Below are 16618 nucleotides of genomic sequence, written 5' to 3' on the forward strand. Positions count from 1 at the left end.
GCCTTGCCTGAAAGGTCAGCGCGTCGGTACGGGCACCTCGCCCCGGTAGTCGTAGAAGCCGCGGCCGGACTTGCGGCCGAGCCAACCGGCCTCGACATATTTTACCAGCAGCGGACAGGGGCGATACTTTGAATCCGCCAGGCCGTCATGCAGCACCTGCATGATCGACAGGCAGGTGTCGAGACCGATGAAGTCGGCGAGCTGCAACGGGCCCATCGGATGATTGGCGCCGAGCTTCATCGCCGTGTCGATGGCATCGACCGTGCCGACGCCTTCATAGAGCGTGTAGATCGCCTCGTTGATCATCGGCAGCAGGATGCGGTTGACGATGAAGGCCGGAAAATCTTCGGCGACGGTGACGGTCTTGTCGAGATGCGCGACGAATTCCTTTGCCGCCTTGAAGGTCTCTTCCTCCGTAGCGATACCGCGTACGAGCTCCACCAGCTTCATCACCGGGACCGGGTTCATGAAGTGGATGCCCATGAACCGTTCGGGACGATCGGTCGCGGAGGCGAGCCGGGTGATGGACAGGGACGATGTGTTGGTCGCCAGGATAGCATCCGGCCTCATGACCGGGCAGACCTGCCCGTAGATCTTGCGCTTGACGGTTTCGTCTTCGGTGACCGCCTCGATGACGAGATCGGCCTGCGCGAGGTCGTTGATGTCGCCTGAGCCCTTGATCAGGGAAAGCGCCCGCTTGCGGTCCTCGTCGCTCATCTTGCCGGAGGAGACCTGCCGGGCGAGATTGCCGTTGATGGTGGCAAGTCCCGCCTCGATGCGGTCCGCAGCGATATCGTAGAGCTGAACCTTATATCCGGCGGCTGCCGAAACATGGGCAATGCCGCAGCCCATCTGTCCTGCGCCGATAATTCCCACCGTCTTGATCATTGAAGCGAACACCCATGTTCAACAGGTTGCGGCAATGACGCTGCCGCAGATGCAATCATACCGGACCGGCAGGGCCGGCCCGGTATGATTGTTAATGCCATGCCGGCACTTTTTCCAGCTTTTTCGTGCCGGTAGCCGGTGCGTCAAAGCGCCTTTTCGAGTTCCGGCAGGACTTCGAAGAGATCGGCGACGAGGCCGTAGTCGGCGACCTGGAAGATCGGCGCTTCCTCGTCCTTGTTGATGGCGACGATCACCTTCGAATCCTTCATGCCGGCGAGGTGCTGGATCGCACCGGAAATGCCGCAGGCGATGTAGAGGTCGGGGGCGACCACCTTGCCGGTCTGGCCGACCTGCCAGTCGTTCGGCGCATAGCCGGCATCGACGGCGGCGCGGGAGGCGCCGACGGCGGCGCCGAGCTTGTCGGCAACCGGCAGGATGACTTCCTTGAACTTCTCCGAGGAGCCGAGCGCCCGGCCGCCGGAGATGATGATCTTCGCCGAGGTCAGTTCCGGCCGGTCGGACGACGACAGGGCATCGGAAACATGGGCGGAAAGGCCCGGATTCGCCGCGGCGGCAACCGTCTCGACCGGTGCCGAGCCGCCTTCTTGAGCGGCGGCAAAGGAGGCGGTGCGCACGGTGATCACCTTCTTCGGCTGGCTCGTCTGCACCGTCTGGATGGCGTTGCCGGCGTAGATCGGCCGCCGGTACGTGTCGGACGAGACGACCTCGATGATCTCCGAAACCTGGGCGACGTCGAGAAGGGCTGCGACCCGCGGCATGACGTTCTTGCCGACCGAGGTGGCGGCGGCAATAACGGTGTCGTAATTGCCGGCGAGCGAAACGATCAGAGCCGCCAGCGGCTCGGCGAGATTGTTGGCGAGCGAGGCGTCCTCGGCGACCAGCACCTTGGCGACGCCCGAGAGCTTGGAGGCTTGTTCGGCGATGCCTTTGACGTTCTGACCGGCAACCAGCACATGCACGTCGCCGCCGATCTTCGCTGCCGCCGTCAGTGCCTTCGCCGTCTGGTCGGAAAGGTGGCTGTTGTCGTGGTCAGCCAGAAGCAGAATGGCCATGATGATATCTCCCTTTCCTGAACTTAAAGCACGCCGGCTTCGGTCTTGAGCTTCTCGACGAGCTCGGCGACCGTCTTCACCTTGACGCCGGCCTTGCGGCCGGACGGCTCTTCCGTCTTCAAGACTTTCAGCCGCGGGCTGGTGTCGACGCCGAAGTCGGCCGGGGTCTTCTTGTCGAGCGGCTTCTTCTTCGCCTTCATGATGTTCGGCAGCGAGGCATAGCGCGGTTCGTTGAGCCTGAGATCGGTGGTGACCACCGCCGGCAGCTTCAGTTCGACCGTCTGCAGGCCGCCGTCGACCTCGCGGGTGACGTTGACCTTGCCGTCGCCGATCTCGACCTTGGAGGCAAAGGTGCCCTGGGCCCAGCCGAGCAATGCCGACAGCATCTGGCCGGTCTGGTTGGAATCGTCGTCGATCGCCTGCTTGCCGACGATGATCAGCCCCGGCTGTTCGGCCTCGGCCACGCCCTTGACGATCTTGGCGACGGCGAGCGGCTCGACCTGGTCCTCCGTCTCGACCAGGATCGCCCGGTCGGCGCCCATGGCGAGCGCGGTCCTGAGCGTCTCTTCCGCCTTGGCCGGGCCGATCGACACGACCACCACTTCACTCGCCTTGCCGGCTTCCTTCAGCCGCAGCGCCTCTTCGACCGAGATCTCGTCGAACGGGTTCATCGACATCTTCACATTGGCAAGCTCGACGCCCGATCCATCCGCTTTGACCCGGATCTTGACGTTGTAGTCGACCACCCGTTTCACCGTCACAAGTATTTTCATGGATTCTTTCCCTCCAAGAACGTTCGCAGGAAAATGCGCCTTAACAAGGCGGCCTGATTGTCGGTTGGCGACATCGATACGCGTTTTTGCTCCATAGACAAGCCGTTCTTGACGCTAAATCGCGATGAACCAACGCCAATTCGATATGACCGCGCTTATTCGTACTTACGTTTACGTACAGGTAAAAAAATCCGCTGGCAAGCAGAGCCGCAAGGCCGGCTTCTCTCGGGCATCGCCGCCAACGAAGCGCGTGCAATCCATTGAAAACTTGACGTTAATTTCTCGACCTTGCCTCGAGTTCAAGTCGGTCGGCCCCAATGCGGAGCGGGCTTGGAAGCTCCGGCGGCCACAGGCGATGTCTCATCAGGCGTTCTCTCCCGGTGCTCGACGGCGCGTGGAGTGACGATTGTGCGATCGAACAGCGGCACACCGGGGCGTCGCAAAAGGACCACGAGCACAAGGCCCGCTACGATCCCGCCGACATGCGCGCTCCAGGAAACGCCGCCGCCGGGATCGGCCAGGAACATGAAAAACTGCTGGCCGATCCAGAAGGCGAGCGGAATGGCGGCGGGGAGCGGCAGGGGGATGCGGAAAAGCACGAGCACCCAGACCCGCACCTTCGGGTGCAGGAGGAAATAGGCGGCCACGACGCCGGATATGGCGCCGGAGGCGCCGATCAGCGGCGCCTCCGAGGCCGGCTCGAGGAGCCCATGGGCCAGCGCTCCGGCGGCCGCGCACAGAAGATAGAACACGAGAAAACGGAAATGCCCGAGCGCGTCCTCGACATTGTCGCCGAAGACCCAGAGGAAAAGCATGTTCATGGCGAGATGCATGAAATCGCCATGCAGAAAGGAGTAGGTGACGAAGGTGAATTCGTCCGGAACGATCACCAGCGAGGGATCGAGGTCGGCATAATCGAAGATGATCGCGGGGATATAGCCTAGCCCGAGGATCGCAGCATTGGCGAAATCCTCGGTTGCGACGGGCCCGATAGCGAGCCAGGCAACGAAATCGATGACGATCAGCGTGATCGTCACATACTGCATCCTTATGTGCTTCAGCTCGTTCCTGTCATGCAGCGGTATGAACATGTGATCCCCGAGACGACACGCGCCGAAACAAAAATACGTTATCTGTTGTTGCCGGGGACCCAAAGGACGTCGGCGCGCCCCTTGTCATTTGCCCAGCGGGCCGCGACGAACAGGAAATCCGAAAGGCGGTTGACATAGGCAATCGCCTCCGTGCTGACGGCCTCGCCTTCCATCGATGCGAGTGCGACCATTTGCCTTTCGGCGCGCCGCGCCACGGTACGGGCCACATGGAGGGCGGCCGAAGCGGCGCTGCCGGCCGGCAGGACGAATGAGCGCAGCGGTTCGAGGTCGGCATTCAGCCGGTCGATCTCCCGTTCGAGGCGCTCGACCTGGGCAGCGACGATGCGAAGCGGCTCGTATTCGGGCTTCTCGCCCTTGTCCGGCGTGGCGAGATCGGCGCCAAGATCGAAGAGATCGTTCTGGACGCGCATGAGCATCGCGTCCAGATCCGGGATCGCATCCGTGTGCTGGCGGGCGAGGCCCACAAAGGCATTCGCCTCGTCTATCGCGCCGTAGGCCTCGACCCTGAGATCACTTTTCAGGCGCCGCGGGCCGGAGACGAGGCCGGTCGTGCCGTTGTCGCCGGTCCGGGTGTAGATCTTGTTCAATTTTACCATGATGCTGTCGCTTTACCTCAGCTCGGGCGGCCGCCGCCGGTCACCCAGAGCGTCAGCATGATCAGCACGATGGCGACGGCCTGGAACAGCACGCGGGCCTGCATGAGTTTGTTGGAGGTGTTGCCGCTGCCGCCCTTGGCCATGTTGAGCAGGCCGCGGATCAGCACGATCGCTACCAGGCCCATGACGAGCAGGGTCAGACCGGTAAGGAAGCTGTTCATGGCGTAAATCCTTGTGGTTCGGTCAGCCGAGGCGACCGATGATGCGATAGAACAGTGCCGCCGGCAGGAGCTTTTTGAGAAGCGCTCCCTGCCTGGCCGGCCTTGTCACTATATAATGCGGCCTCGGACGGCGTGCCGTCAAAGCGTGTTTCAGTGCGGCGTAAACGGCGTCGGGGCCGAGCTTGCCGGGTGCCGGTTTGCTCTCGCCGCGCAGGCGCCGCATCTGCCGCTCGTATTCCGCACGATGGACGGAATTCTCGAGATCGATGAACCGCTCGATATAGGCGATCGCATTGGTCGTGAATTTCGAGGCGATCGGACCGGGCTCGATCAGGCTCACGCCGATGCCGCTGCCGGCGAGCTCCATCCTCAATGTGAGCGAGAGCGCCTCGAGCGCGAACTTCGAGGCATTGTAGGCGCCGCGCCAGCGATAGGGCACGAGGCCGAGAATGGAGGAGCACTGGACGATGCGGCCATGCCCGCGGGCGCGCATCGCCGGGATGACGCGCCGCGTCAGGTCGTGCCAGCCGATGACGTTGGTTTCGAGCTGGAGCCGCAGGGCCTCCGTCGGCAGGTCCTCCACCGCGCCGGCCTGGCCGTAGGCGCCATTGTTGAAAAGCGCATCGATCCGTCCGCCGCTCAGCGCCATCACGGCTTCCACCAGTGCGGCAATCGTCTCCGGCCGGGTATAGTCCATGATGAAGGTCTCGATGCCTTCGGCCTCCAGCGGTGCCTGATCCTCAGGCCGGCGCACGGTCGCGAAGACCCGCCAGCCGTCCCGCTGCAGCGCCCGGGCGCAATAGGCCCCGATGCCTGAGGAGCAACCGGTGACGATGATGGTGGGGCGATCCGGCATCCACGCGATTCCTGTAGAAATCCAAGCCCCATTTCCCATATTCATCGTTGGGATACAATTGAATTGCAAAGGCGATGGCTGGGACCCGAACGTGACGTCAAGGCCGGTCGCAGGTGCCGCGCCGGCTGGTCCTCATCAGGAGCGGGATTGGTGAAAGAGTGGGAGACGGAATGCCGGCATTCGTTCGCATCATCTGGAAGGTCGTGTTCGATGCGCTCTGGCATTTCAGCGAGGACGATGGCTGGGCGATGGCCAGTCACGTAGCGCTTTCTTCCCTGATGGCCGTCTTTCCCTTTCTGATCTTCGGCACCGCGCTCGCCAGTTTTCTGGGCGCCGATCAGTTCGCGCAGACGGCAGTCCATCTGATCTTCGACACCTGGCCGGAATCGATCGCCAAGCCGGTCGCCGACGAAGTCGTGCGCGTATTGACCATCCCGCGCGGCAGCCTGCTTACGATCTCCGTTCTTGCTGCAGCCTATTTCGCCTCGAACGGTGTCGAAGCATTGAGGATCGCGCTCAATCGCGCCTACAGGGTTGCCGAAAGCCGCTACTGGTATGTGACGCGGCTCGCGAGCCTCGGCTTCGTGCTCGGCGCCGTGCTCATTCTGGCCGCCCTCAGCATTCTTCTGGTCGCGGTGCCTCTGGCGGTCCGCAATGCGGATCAGTGGTTCCCCTGGCTGGATGCGCTGATGGCGGCGGTGGACGATTGGGGCTTGCCGCTGACGCTGACCATGCTGACGGCAGGCTTGCTCGTCGCCCATCTGTGGTTGCCGGCCGGCCACCGCAATGTCGTAGACGTGCTGCCCGGCATCTTCCTCACGCTCGTGCTGTGGTCCGTGGGCGCCTACGCCTTCGCCTCCTATATCGCGAATTTTTCCAACTACGTCACGACCTATGCCGGGCTCGCTTCCATCATGATCGTCCTGGTCTTCCTCTACATGCTTGGCGCGATCTTCATCATCGGTGCGGAAATCAACGCCGCCATCCTGAAATACAAGGTGAAGCTCATGGTCAGGCGCAGTTTTCAGGGAGGCCGAGGAGAATAAGAACGCGGATTCCTCTCCTCATCGCTCGCCAAGAACCATCGCCCTGACATCCGCAGGCCTGTGCCCGGCGGCTCGGAAGGCGGCAATGCCCGTGTCGCTGTCGCTCTTCGACAGTTTCCGGCCGTCCGGTCCGAGCACGAGGTGATGATGGTGATAGACCGGCTGCGGCAGATCGAGGAGCCTCTGCAGCAGGCGATGCACCGATGTCGCGTGGTAAAGGTCGCGGCCGCGCACGACGTGGGTGATGCCCTGCAGGGCATCGTCGACCACGACCGAGAGATGATAGCTCGACGGCGCATCCGAACGCGACAGGATGACATCGCCCCAGGCGGCCGGATCGGCGACGATCGACGCGGCTTCGCCCGATTGGCTCAACTCCGTTTCCCGCCACGTGAGTGGCCCGCCCGCGCACCGCACGGCCTCTCCCATGTCGAGACGCCAGGCATAGGGTCGGCCGCTCGCCAGGAGAGCCGCCTGCTCGTCCGGCGTGAAGCCGCGCTCGCGGCCGGGATAGAGCGGTGTTCCGTCCGGATCGCGCGGCCACGCTTGCCCCTTTGCCTCCGCCGCGGCCACCGCCGCCCGTATTTCACCGCGCGTCATCACGGCGGGATAGACGAGACCCATCGCTTTCAAGCGCTCGAGCGCAGCGGCATAGACGCCGAGATGTTCGGATTGGCGCCGCACCGGCTCTTCCCAATCGAGGCCGAGCCAGGCGAGGTCCTCGAAGATCGCGGCCTCGAATTCCGGCCGGCAGCGCGTCCGGTCGATATCCTCGATCCTCAACAGGAAACGGCCGCCCATGGCTGCCGCCATGTCGTGATTGAGGATCGCCGACAGGGCGTGGCCGAGATGCAGGAGACCGTTCGGACTCGGCGCGAAACGAAAAACCGGTTGTTCTGGTCGTGAAATCGGCATTCTTTTCCTTTGCCATGGAAGCGTTGTAAAGATCACCCGCTTTCTACAGGGCCGTGTGCGTGTCAGACGCAAGGGGACGCTGCAGCACTTTGGTTTTGCTGCAAGTGTCCTTCAATCGGCGGCGATTCAAGGACACTTTCAGTGGGAGGATGCATGCGGATTATCCGGACACACGAGGATATAGAGGCCGGTCTTGCCGGTCTGGTGATGCTCGATGCCCGGCTCGAACACGTCATCGACAAGGCGGGGCCGGTACCCTTGAGGCGCACCGACCCCGGTTATCGCGGCCTCGCCAACATAATCGTCTCCCAGATGGTTTCGAAGGCGAGCGCGGCGGCGATCTGGAACCGGATGGAGGCCTCGCTCGGCGAGATCACCGCAGACGCGGTGCTTGCGCTCGACGACGACGATTGCCGACGCTTCGGTTTGTCCCGGGCCAAGGCCGATACGCTGAGAAGGGTCGCCGCTGCCGCGACCGCGGGCGAGATCGATCTCGACGCCATCTGCAACGCGGAAGCGGTTAAGGCAATTCACGAACTGACGGCGATCAAGGGTATCGGCCGCTGGACCGCCGAAGTCTATCTGCTCTTCTGCGCCGGCCATCCGGATGTGTTCCCGGCCGGCGATGTCGCCCTGCAGAATGCCATCGGCCATGCGCTCGGGCTCGAACTGCGACCGACGGCAAGCGAGGTCGATTCGCTCGCGGGCGGCTGGTCGCCATGGCGCAGTGTCGCCGCGCGGCTATTTTGGGCCTATTATGCGCAGGAAATGCGCCGCGATGCGCTTCCCGTGACGCCCTGAAGAAAAAAGCGGATCCTTTACTCCCTTTTCTTTGTGGCTTCACAATCCTGTCGCAACGCGCCTAATATAGAAGAGGCAGATGCCGAATCGCTCAGGAGAATACGCTTGACGATTGCAGTCTCACCTCAGGCCCTGCCGGCGCTCGTGTTGAACGCCGACTATAGGCCGCTGAGTTATTATCCCTTGTCGCTCTGGTCCTGGCAGGACGCGATCAAGGCGGTCTTTCTCGACCGTGTGACAATCCTCGCCGAATACGAACACTCCGTCTCGTCGCCGAGTTTCTCGATGCGGCTGCCGAGCGTCGTCTGTCTCAAGAGCTATGTCCAGCCGTCACGCCACCCGGCCTTTACCCGGTTCAACGTTTTCCTGCGGGATAAATTCGAGTGCCAGTACTGCGGCTCACCGGACGACCTGACCTTCGACCACGTGGTCCCGCGTGCCCATGGCGGCCAGACCACCTGGGAAAACGTCGTCGCCGCCTGTTCTCCGTGCAATCTGCGCAAGGGCAGCAAGCTGCCGAAGCAGGCAGGCATGTTCCCGCATCAGAAGCCCTATCATCCGACGGTCCAGGATCTGCACAATAACGGCCGGCTTTTTCCGCCGAACCATCTGCACGACAGCTGGATGGACTATCTCTACTGGGATGTCGAGCTGCAGCCGTAAGGGCGTCGGTGCCGCTGCCGGCGCTGCGGGCTTACGCCTTCAAGGCACCACGCAAAGCGATCGCTGCAAGAACGAGGCTCGCTATAACGTTCCAGCCTGCGAAAGAAAGCCCGAGCACGCGCATTGCCGCGTCGCTGCAGGAAGGCGCGTGTTTGGCGTCGAGATCGCCGAGCAGGTCGCCGACGTCGGGAGAGATGCCCTGGGCCGTGGTGGCGCAGGTCGAGGGTCCTTCCCAGAAATGCCACTCCGCGCCGGCATGATAGACGCCGAGGCCGGCGCCGACCAGCATCAGGATGCCGACGGCGAGCAGCAGCGTGCGCGTGGTCCAGGCGGGCAGCTTCAGGACACTGGCGAGGATGGCGAGAACCCCGAGCGGTATGCCGTAATAATAGGGATCGCGCTGGAGCAGGCAGAGCGCGCAGGGTATGTAGCCACCGATGTGCTCGAAGCCGAGCGCCCCACCGACGGTCGCCACCATGCCGATGGTGACGAGCACGGCGCAAAGAAACTGCCGGCGCTGAGCAAACGAAGCCTCGATCATGCACACCTCTCGCCGCGCGCAGAGCGGCGAACATGTCGCCCGGGCGCCCGTTAAATCGAATTCCGGCTTCTTAGGCAGGATTGCTCCCTCTGTAAATCGCCTCGTGCGTTCAACCGCTTGCACGCTTTTGTGATCGGCCGGAGCGGGGCGGAGAAGAACGGAAGCGGGTTTGTGCGCTTGCGGTTCCCCGGGGCGACCGCTGCCGTTCGTGCCGCATCGGACCAAATTCATGCGATCGACGAAAATCGCAAACTTCGCGGTTGACCGGCGCGAAAACGATCGTGTAAATCCCAAGCGCTGATATCACGCAAGCCTCTAGCCCCATTGGCGGAATTGGTAGACGCGCTCGACTCAAAATCGAGTTCCGAAAGGAGTGCTGGTTCGACTCCGGCATGGGGCACCATCCTGCTACCGCGACCTTTGCGCGTCTGTACGGAGAACGGCACAGACTTCGTGGAAGTGCTCTAACGGCGCTTGCCCTTGAGCGACAACACCAGCGTCATGGGATGGTTGGGTGAGCACTGGAAGCCGTAATGTTCGTAAAAGGCTTTCGCCTCGCCCGAGATGGCATGCACGAGCAAGCCCCGTATTCCCATGATGTCGGCCGCCTGCGAGGACCGCAGGACGGCATCTTGCAATAGCGCCGCGCCCAACCCTTTGCCCTGCCAGTCGCGATCGATAGCAAGGCGACCGAGCACCGCCATCGGGATGGGATCCGGCATGTTGCGCCGGACAGAGCTCGGCGCGTCGGCCAGATCGAGGGCACCGGATGCAAGGCAGTAATAGCCGACCACGCGCCATTCTTCAGCGATAACATAGGTGCGCGACGCGCCACTGGCCTGATTAGCGTGCGCACGGCGGCGCAGCCAGTCATCGAGCGTGTCGTTGCCGCTCTGGAAAAGATCGAAGTCGTGGGCTTCACCAAGAGGCGTCGGCGCCGACAGCATCAGGACTGCCAGGGTTTCGGCGCATTCATCAGGCGTTCGAAGCCGTCGCCACTTGGCGGCTGGTCAAGAATGTCTAGGTAGTGCCGATAGCTGTGCTCATCGACCCGCACCAGCGTCTGATCGAGCAGCGTGTCTTCGGCCGCGCGGTAGGCTGCGTCGATCATAAAATCGGAGCGGGTCTTGCCGCGAATGCTCGCGGCGCGATCGATCACCTTGCGTATATCCTCTCGGATTCGCAGGTTGACGGGCTTCGCGTGGGTGTCAGTCGACGATTTCGTGGCCATGAAGGACTCCTTCCACGGCGCATGATAGCATATCCAGATACACAATGTGTATCCGCCCCGGCGAATTTTCGTGCGGGACGCTTCTGAAGCGCAGTGGAATCGTGATGAGGCCTGCGTCTGTTCCGCTTCCCCGTCGGCTGCCCCATTGAATTCGCCCGCCCGCAAATGTTAGCTGCGTTGCAGCAATCTCAGTGCAGCAGGCCCATGCTCCCGAAGATCCAAGACTACGACGAACTCTATCGCGAATTCCGCTGGCGGATCCCTGAGAGGTTCAATATCGGCGTGGCCGTGAGCGACGCCTGGGCCGCGCGTGATCCGGAGCGCATCTGTCTTCAGCATTTCAGCCCGGACGGCGCGCATCTTGCGCTGACCTATGGCGACTTCGCCGCGCGTTCGTCCGCCTTTGCCGGCGGGCTTGCCGCGCATGACGTGGGCTCCGGCGAACGCGTCGCCATCCTGCTGCCGCAGGGTTTCGAGGCGGCGATCGCCCATGCGGCGATCTATAAACTGGGCGCCATCGCGCTGCCGCTGGCACTGCTCTTCGGCGTCGAGGCGCTTGCCTATCGGCTGAAGGATGCGGGCGCGGCAGCAGTCGTCACCAATCGCTTCGGCTATGAGCGGCTTGCGGCGATCCGCGGCGAGCTGCCGGAACTTCGTCTGGTCGTGCTGGCCGAGGAGGACGAGAAGCCCGGAACGGTTCGTTTCCGCGACCTTGCGGCAGGGCAGGGCCGCTTCGACCCCGCGGAGACGAAGCCGGACGATCCGGCGCTGATGATCTACACCTCGGGAACGACCGGACCGCCGAAGGGGGCCTTGCACGGGCACCGCGTGCTGCTCGGCCATCTGCCGGGATTTCAGTTCCATCATCATTTCCTGCCACAGCCGGGCGACCGCATGTGGACGCCCGCCGACTGGGCCTGGGCAGGCGGTCTCCTGAACGCTCTGCTGCCGTCGCTTTTCTTCGGTGTGCCCGTGGTTTCCTCGCCCGCGCAGAAATTCGATGCGCATATGGCGTTCCGGATCATCGAAGAGATGGAGGTGCGCAACGCCTTCATCCCGCCGACGGCGCTCAGGCTCCTCAAATCCGTCGAGCGGCCGCGCGATCGCTACGCGCTCAAGCTCCGCACCGTCGGTTCGGCGGGAGAGGCGCTCGGGCGGGAGACCTTCGAATGGGCCAGGGCGGCGCTCGGCGTCGAGGTGAGCGAATTCTACGGCCAGACGGAATGCAATATCGTCATCTCCTCTGCGACCGATCTCGGCGTGGCGAAGGCCGGCTCGATGGGCAAGGCGGCACCGGGTCATCAGGTCGCGATCATCGACGGCGAGGGGCGGGTGCTGCCGCCCGGCACGGTCGGGCAGGTGGCGATCAGGCGTCCCGATCCGGTGATGTTCCTCGGCTATTGGCGCAACGAAGAGGCGACCGAGGCCAAGTTTATCGGCGACTGGATGACCACCGGCGACCAGGGCGTCATGGACGAAGAGGGCTATTTCACCTTTTTCGGCCGTGACGACGACGTCATCACGTCGTCAGGTTATCGCATCGGCCCGGGCGAGATCGAGGATTGTCTCGCCGGCCACCCGGACGTCCAGCTCGCCGCGGCCGTCGGCAAACCGGACCCGCTCCGGACCGAGATCGTCAAGGCCTATGTCGTGCTGAAACCCGGCGTCGCTGCCGGCGACGAGACCGCGGCAGGGATCCGCGACTGGGTGAAGAACAGGCTGTCGATGCATGAATATCCGCGCGAGATCGCTTTCGTCGACAGCCTGCCTTTGACCACCTCGGGCAAGGTGATCCGCCGGCTTCTGCGGGAGAAGGCGGCGGCAGAGGCGCGCGCCGCATCCGGCGGCTGACGGCCGGCTGCAAGATCAGCGGCCTGCCAGCGCCCGGATCTTTTCACGCAGCAGCCGGGCCATGTTTCGGGTATTGCGATAAAGATGGAGCTGCGCGGCGACCTGGCGCACGTCGCGGTCGCGGTTCTGTGCCAGCCCGATCACGAGCGTGCCCATTTCCTCCCGCTCCTGCCACAGGCGGCTCATCACCGGATGATCGGGCACCGCGCAGGAGTCGGAGCGGATGATATTGGCATCGTCGAGATGCCACTCCGTGAGCTCCGCGACAAGCAGCTTGCCCGCGGAGTATTTTGCGTAGCGCTCGTCATAGGCGGTCTTCCAGGCAAAGGCTTCGCCGGCCATCAGCAGAACGATGACGGTCGCGATCGCCTTGCCGTCCAGGTCGAGCGTGTGAATGCGCACGCTGTCAGCCTCGGCGAGATTGTTTACCGCTTCCCTCGCGAAAGCGGCGCGGAACCGGTCCATGATCATGGCGCTGCGTTCGCGGCCTTTCCAGCCGGACGCTTCGAGGACCAGGAACTCCTCCATGCGCAGGCGGATCTCATCGGGTTGGCGCGCGACATTGTAAACCAGCGCCCCCTGCTTCGCGAGATTGTTCCACTGCCGCTTCAGCTCCCTCAGGTGCTGGGAGCTCACGGCCTCGCGCAAATAGGTGGGGCCGTCCAGCAGGCTTTCGAGCATCGGCCGGCTGAATGTATCCGTCACCGTCAGCGGCAGGTTTTCGCCGATCGCAACGGCACGGGCAAGCTGCGCAAATTTGCCGTTCAACCTGATATCCGGAAGCACGAGCACCGGCGGCAGGCCGGCGGAAGGTGCGGCCAGCGCTTCATAAAGATTGCTGATCGTTTCGGCCGCGTCCTCCGCATCGAGGAGAGGCGTGCCCAGCGGCCCGAAGGGATTGGACCAGGCGCGAATGATGGTCGCGCCGATCGAAAAGCCCGGCTTCTCTATCGAGAAAGGCATGAGAAAGCGGATGCGGCTTCTCTGCTCGCTTTGGTCGCGGATGACCGCAAGCCGGATCACCCGATCCTCGAGGCGCGGCATGGCGGGCGCGAGAAAGCGCCCGGTAAAGAAGACGTTCTGCTCGACGGCGCGATTGGAGAGAAAGTCGAGCTCCCGCTGCAGGTCGTATCCGGCTCTCGCCGGATAGACCGCGAGGTGCCGTCCGGGCCTTCCGACCATCAATGTCCGTTCGGACTGCAACGTATCGGGACCGGACTGCGCGAGGCCGCCAAGCAGGCGGTTGGCGCTTCCGTTCACGTCTGCGGGAAGGACATTGCCGATCATGGCTCAAATCGCCTCGTTCTTGTTGTTCATGCGCCCCGCGCCGGCAACGGCCAGCAGGGGAAAGCCGAAAGTGCGCCTGACGGCGAAATGCAGGATGGCTGCCTCCACGAACATCGCGCCGGCAGTGGCGGCAGCTGCGCCCGTCAGGCCGAAGACCGGGATGAGTGTCACGTTCAAGGCGATGTTGGCTCCGAGCGCAGCCGCATAGAGCAGGACGCAGAGCTTTTGCCGCCCCGCCATCGTGAGCAGCGTTTCGGCGGGCCCGACAAAGGCCTTGGCGAGAATTCCCGTCAGCAGGATCGCCATCAAGGGGGCGCCGGTGGTGAAGGCCGGGCCAAACAGCGAAAGCAGCATGTTGCCGGCTGCCAGTACGCAGCCGCCGATCACCAGGGACGGCCAGAAGGACCAGCGCGCGCTTTCGACAGCGATTTCCGCCAGCTGCCGGCGGTCGCCTGCGGCCATTGCCGCGGAGAAACGCGGACCTGCCGCTGCCTTGACGGCGAACATGACGAAATGGACGAGTGCCATGGTCTTGGCCGCCGCAAAATAAACCGCCACATCGTCGGGTTTCAGATAGAGGCCCACGATGACGACGTCGGAATTGGTGAGCAGGAACCCGAAACCGTCGACCAAAAAAATGGGAAGGGAGACGCTGAGCCACCGCCCGAGCTCGATCTTCATCGGTCCGCGCACGTAATGGCGGCCGAGCCGCCATGCCATCGTCACGAATTGTCCGAGCGTGGTGACATAGGCCGCCGCCAGCGCAGCGCCCATGGCTGTCGTCGCGTCGCGCGGAAGCCCGGCGGCGATCGCGATGACCATGAAACCGAGGATCAGCAGCGGCCGCACGAGATAGGTCGGGCTCATCGCGACGATGGGCCAGCTATGCGCCCGCGCGGTGCCGTCCAGTACATCGCCGAGCGCGATCATCGGCAAGGTGAACAGGCCGAGATAGAGGGGAATCACATAGTAGCTTTCGATGGCGGAGCCGAAGAGCCAGAGGCCGGCTCCGCCGACGGCGGCGAGCACGGTCGCGGAAAGCATCGCAAAGACGCGCGCCGTCGTGGTCAGGCCGCGGATATTCGCAAGCGCGGCGGTCGTATGGTATTCCGGCAGAAAGCGGATCACGGTCGCATGGAAGCCGAGGCAGGACAGGTTTCCGAAGAGGACGACCAGCACCCAAACGAAAATGAAGATGCCGTATTCGAACTCGCCGACGAGGCGCGCAAGGACGATTTGCGAGACGAAGGCGATGGCTGCGCTGACGATGCGGATCAGAAAGGCGATGAGCGCCACGCGCTGTGCACGGTTCCTGGGATCGTCCCCCGCAAGAAGCGGCGCGAGGCCGTGCAGGAGACGAGGCAGGCGATATCTCAGCGCCGACGGCAGCATTCGTCCGGCCGATTGACATACCGCCATGAACACGAGGACACCCTGACATTACGCAATACTGGGCTTCACTTCTGTCAGATCAGCGTTAACAAAGGGTTCAGCACCCTCGCTTGAGAGCGGGGAAGCCGGGCTCTTGCCCGACTTCCTCTTCAATCATGCCTGCGCATGCCTTCTGGAATGCAACTGCCGGCGCGCGATCAGCACGACAACGGCCATAATCGAGGCATAGACGACAAGCGGCCACGCGCTGTCGCCGGGCAGTCCGATCACGAGCAGTGTCCCCGCCGTCCCGACAATGAGGCTTTGGACGCAGAAATAGACTGCGACCGCCGAACCCGCCATGTCTCCAAAATCCTCGAGAGCGCCGTTTGCGGTCACCGATACGGTGAAGACGATGCCGACCGCCATCACCCACATCGGCATGACGAAGGTCCAGGACGAAGGGACGCCGAACGTTTCCCCGGCAATCAGGAGCGCTGCCCCGAGAAGCAACATGCACATGCCCCGCAGGAGGCTGCCCGAAGTTCCCCATCGGGAGACGAACCGCTCGGCAAAGCGCGCCGTGATGATCATCACGATTGCTACAGTTGCAAAGGCGAGGCTGAACTGCAGCTCCGAATATCCTGCCTTGTCGATCAGCACGCGCGGCGAGGTGGAAAAGAACACGAAGAACGTGCCCATGGCGGCGCTGAAGCCGAGGGTATAGGTCCAGAAGGCGAGGCTGCGGAAAAGGGGGCCGAATGCGTGCCGCGACAGCGCTGCCGCCGAAGGGCGGGATTCATGCCAGCGAGGCAGTGCCTGCAGCAGCGCGATTATGGCTAATGCACCCAGCGTAACGAAGATCCAGCGCCATCCGAACCTCTCCGCCAGCATGGCACCGGCTATCGGCCCCAAAGCGGGAACGAAAGCCAGAATGGAACTGAACAGGCTGTAGATGACCACGCTTTCCGGGCGGTCGGCATATACATCCCGGATCGTTGCAAAGGTGGCCACCAAAGCCGCAGATGCGCCAACCGCCTGCAGGAAGCGGAAGGCGACGAAAGGGATGGCGCTGGAGGAAGCCGCGAGGCAGAACGATGCCGCGGCGAACAGCATCGCTCCGCCGATCAGGACTGGCCGTCGTCCGATGCGGTCGGAGACGGGTCCGAAGACGATCTGGCCGAGGCCGAGCATAGCCATATAGAGGCTCAGCGTGAGCTGGACCACGGCAGGGCTGGTGCCGAGAATACCGGGCATCGCAGGAACGATCGGGAGATAAATATCCATGGCCAGAGAGGCGAGGATATCGAAGGGCGCCATCAGCAGCAGCGCTGCCGGCAGCGAATAGCGCCAGACATGGTTTTTTGTAGGCATGGAAAGACATCCGCTCAAA

General features: G+C 63.2%; 19 protein-coding genes and 1 tRNA gene. 6 read left to right on the plus strand and 14 right to left on the minus strand.

Annotated features, from left to right (window positions below; genetic code table 11):
• Positions 1-15: 15 nt before the first annotated feature.
• The 3 genes from M1D34_RS01750 to M1D34_RS01760 all read right to left on the minus strand — a co-directional run bounded on the left by M1D34_RS01750 (position 16) and on the right by M1D34_RS01760 (position 2734).
• Entirely contained in the window at positions 16-888 is an 873-nt protein-coding gene (locus tag M1D34_RS01750) for a 3-hydroxybutyryl-CoA dehydrogenase (RefSeq protein WP_010970098.1), read from the minus strand.
• A gap of 143 nt (positions 889-1031) precedes the next feature.
• Entirely contained in the window at positions 1032-1961 is a 930-nt protein-coding gene (locus M1D34_RS01755; RefSeq protein ID WP_498780378.1) for an electron transfer flavoprotein subunit alpha/FixB family protein, read from the minus strand.
• 23 nt (positions 1962-1984) lie between these two features.
• On the minus strand, positions 1985-2734 hold the full coding sequence (locus M1D34_RS01760) for an electron transfer flavoprotein subunit beta/FixA family protein (protein WP_010970096.1): 750 nt from the start codon (positions 2732-2734) through the stop codon (positions 1985-1987).
• Between the two features lie 57 nt (positions 2735-2791).
• On the opposite strand from M1D34_RS01760, the gene M1D34_RS01765 reads away from it, so the two are divergent.
• Complete coding sequence (locus M1D34_RS01765; RefSeq protein ID WP_127517538.1) at positions 2792-2998, plus strand: hypothetical protein; 207 nt, start codon at positions 2792-2794, stop codon at positions 2996-2998.
• Between the two features lie 35 nt (positions 2999-3033).
• Here the strand turns inward: M1D34_RS01765 and M1D34_RS01770 are convergent, their stop codons facing one another.
• Genes M1D34_RS01770 through M1D34_RS01785 form a run of 4 tightly spaced genes read right to left on the minus strand, consistent with a single transcriptional unit; the run spans position 3034 to position 5519 of the window.
• Positions 3034-3825, minus strand: a complete 792-nt coding sequence (locus M1D34_RS01770) for a rhomboid family intramembrane serine protease (protein ID WP_498780381.1) — start codon at positions 3823-3825, stop codon at positions 3034-3036.
• Between the two features lie 38 nt (positions 3826-3863).
• A complete protein-coding gene (locus M1D34_RS01775) occupies positions 3864-4442 on the minus strand; it encodes a cob(I)yrinic acid a,c-diamide adenosyltransferase (protein WP_498780383.1) in 579 nt (192 codons plus the stop codon).
• 17 nt (positions 4443-4459) lie between these two features.
• Positions 4460-4663: a twin transmembrane helix small protein gene (locus tag M1D34_RS01780; RefSeq protein WP_003533478.1), complete on the minus strand. Its 204-nt coding sequence runs from the start codon at positions 4661-4663 to the stop codon at positions 4460-4462.
• 22 nt (positions 4664-4685) lie between these two features.
• Positions 4686-5519 carry an SDR family oxidoreductase gene (locus M1D34_RS01785; RefSeq protein ID WP_003533481.1) on the minus strand — a complete coding sequence of 278 codons (834 nt, stop codon included), beginning with the start codon at positions 5517-5519 and terminating at the stop codon, positions 4686-4688.
• Between the two features lie 170 nt (positions 5520-5689).
• Here M1D34_RS01785 and M1D34_RS01790 point away from each other — a divergent pair, with 170 nt between their 5' ends.
• On the plus strand, positions 5690-6565 hold the full coding sequence (locus M1D34_RS01790; protein ID WP_010970093.1) for a YihY/virulence factor BrkB family protein: 876 nt from the start codon (positions 5690-5692) through the stop codon (positions 6563-6565).
• A gap of 18 nt (positions 6566-6583) precedes the next feature.
• Here M1D34_RS01790 and gluQRS read toward each other — a convergent pair whose 3' ends face one another.
• Positions 6584-7480 (minus strand): tRNA glutamyl-Q(34) synthetase GluQRS, encoded by an 897-nt coding sequence (gene gluQRS, locus M1D34_RS01795; protein ID WP_498780386.1) that lies wholly within the window; start codon positions 7478-7480, stop codon positions 6584-6586.
• A 153-nt stretch (positions 7481-7633) separates the two neighbouring features.
• Here gluQRS and M1D34_RS01800 point away from each other — a divergent pair, with 153 nt between their 5' ends.
• Both M1D34_RS01800 and M1D34_RS01805 read left to right on the plus strand, forming a co-directional pair.
• Complete coding sequence (locus M1D34_RS01800) at positions 7634-8281, plus strand: DNA-3-methyladenine glycosylase family protein (RefSeq protein WP_027993538.1); 648 nt, start codon at positions 7634-7636, stop codon at positions 8279-8281.
• A gap of 105 nt (positions 8282-8386) precedes the next feature.
• A complete protein-coding gene (locus tag M1D34_RS01805) occupies positions 8387-8944 on the plus strand; it encodes an HNH endonuclease (RefSeq protein WP_003533486.1) in 558 nt (185 codons plus the stop codon).
• A gap of 31 nt (positions 8945-8975) precedes the next feature.
• On the opposite strand, the gene M1D34_RS01810 is transcribed toward M1D34_RS01805, so the two are convergent.
• Positions 8976-9485 carry a disulfide bond formation protein B gene (locus M1D34_RS01810; protein ID WP_003533487.1) on the minus strand — a complete coding sequence of 170 codons (510 nt, stop codon included), beginning with the start codon at positions 9483-9485 and terminating at the stop codon, positions 8976-8978.
• Positions 9486-9803: 318 nt separating this feature from the next.
• On the opposite strand from M1D34_RS01810, the gene M1D34_RS01815 reads away from it, so the two are divergent.
• Positions 9804-9888: transfer RNA gene (locus M1D34_RS01815), tRNA-Leu, on the plus strand.
• 61 nt (positions 9889-9949) lie between these two features.
• Here the strand turns inward: M1D34_RS01815 and M1D34_RS01820 are convergent.
• The gene (locus tag M1D34_RS01820; protein ID WP_003533488.1) at positions 9950-10432 is read right to left on the minus strand and encodes a GNAT family N-acetyltransferase; all 483 of its coding nucleotides are present in this window, start codon (positions 10430-10432) and stop codon (positions 9950-9952) included.
• Positions 10432-10716: a type II toxin-antitoxin system TacA family antitoxin gene (locus M1D34_RS01825; protein WP_003533490.1), complete on the minus strand. Its 285-nt coding sequence runs from the start codon at positions 10714-10716 to the stop codon at positions 10432-10434. The genes M1D34_RS01820 and M1D34_RS01825 overlap by 1 nt, the downstream gene beginning before the upstream one ends.
• Positions 10717-10920: 204 nt before the next feature.
• Here M1D34_RS01825 and M1D34_RS01830 point away from each other — a divergent pair, with 204 nt between their 5' ends.
• Positions 10921-12567: an AMP-binding protein gene (locus tag M1D34_RS01830; RefSeq protein ID WP_498780390.1), complete on the plus strand. Its 1647-nt coding sequence runs from the start codon at positions 10921-10923 to the stop codon at positions 12565-12567.
• Between the two features lie 15 nt (positions 12568-12582).
• Here M1D34_RS01830 and M1D34_RS01835 read toward each other — a convergent pair whose 3' ends face one another.
• The 3 genes from M1D34_RS01835 to cml form a co-directional block, all read right to left on the minus strand.
• The gene (locus tag M1D34_RS01835) at positions 12583-13854 is read right to left on the minus strand and encodes a GNAT family N-acetyltransferase (protein WP_498780392.1); all 1272 of its coding nucleotides are present in this window, start codon (positions 13852-13854) and stop codon (positions 12583-12585) included.
• Between the two features lie 3 nt (positions 13855-13857).
• Positions 13858-15246 (minus strand): lipopolysaccharide biosynthesis protein, encoded by a 1389-nt coding sequence (locus tag M1D34_RS01840; protein WP_192923480.1) that lies wholly within the window; start codon positions 15244-15246, stop codon positions 13858-13860.
• Between the two features lie 153 nt (positions 15247-15399).
• Positions 15400-16599 carry a CmlA/FloR family chloramphenicol efflux MFS transporter gene (gene cml, locus M1D34_RS01845; protein ID WP_153314489.1) on the minus strand — a complete coding sequence of 400 codons (1200 nt, stop codon included), beginning with the start codon at positions 16597-16599 and terminating at the stop codon, positions 15400-15402.
• Positions 16600-16618 lie beyond the last annotated feature (19 nt).

The organism is Ensifer sp. D2-11 (assembly GCF_054161295.1).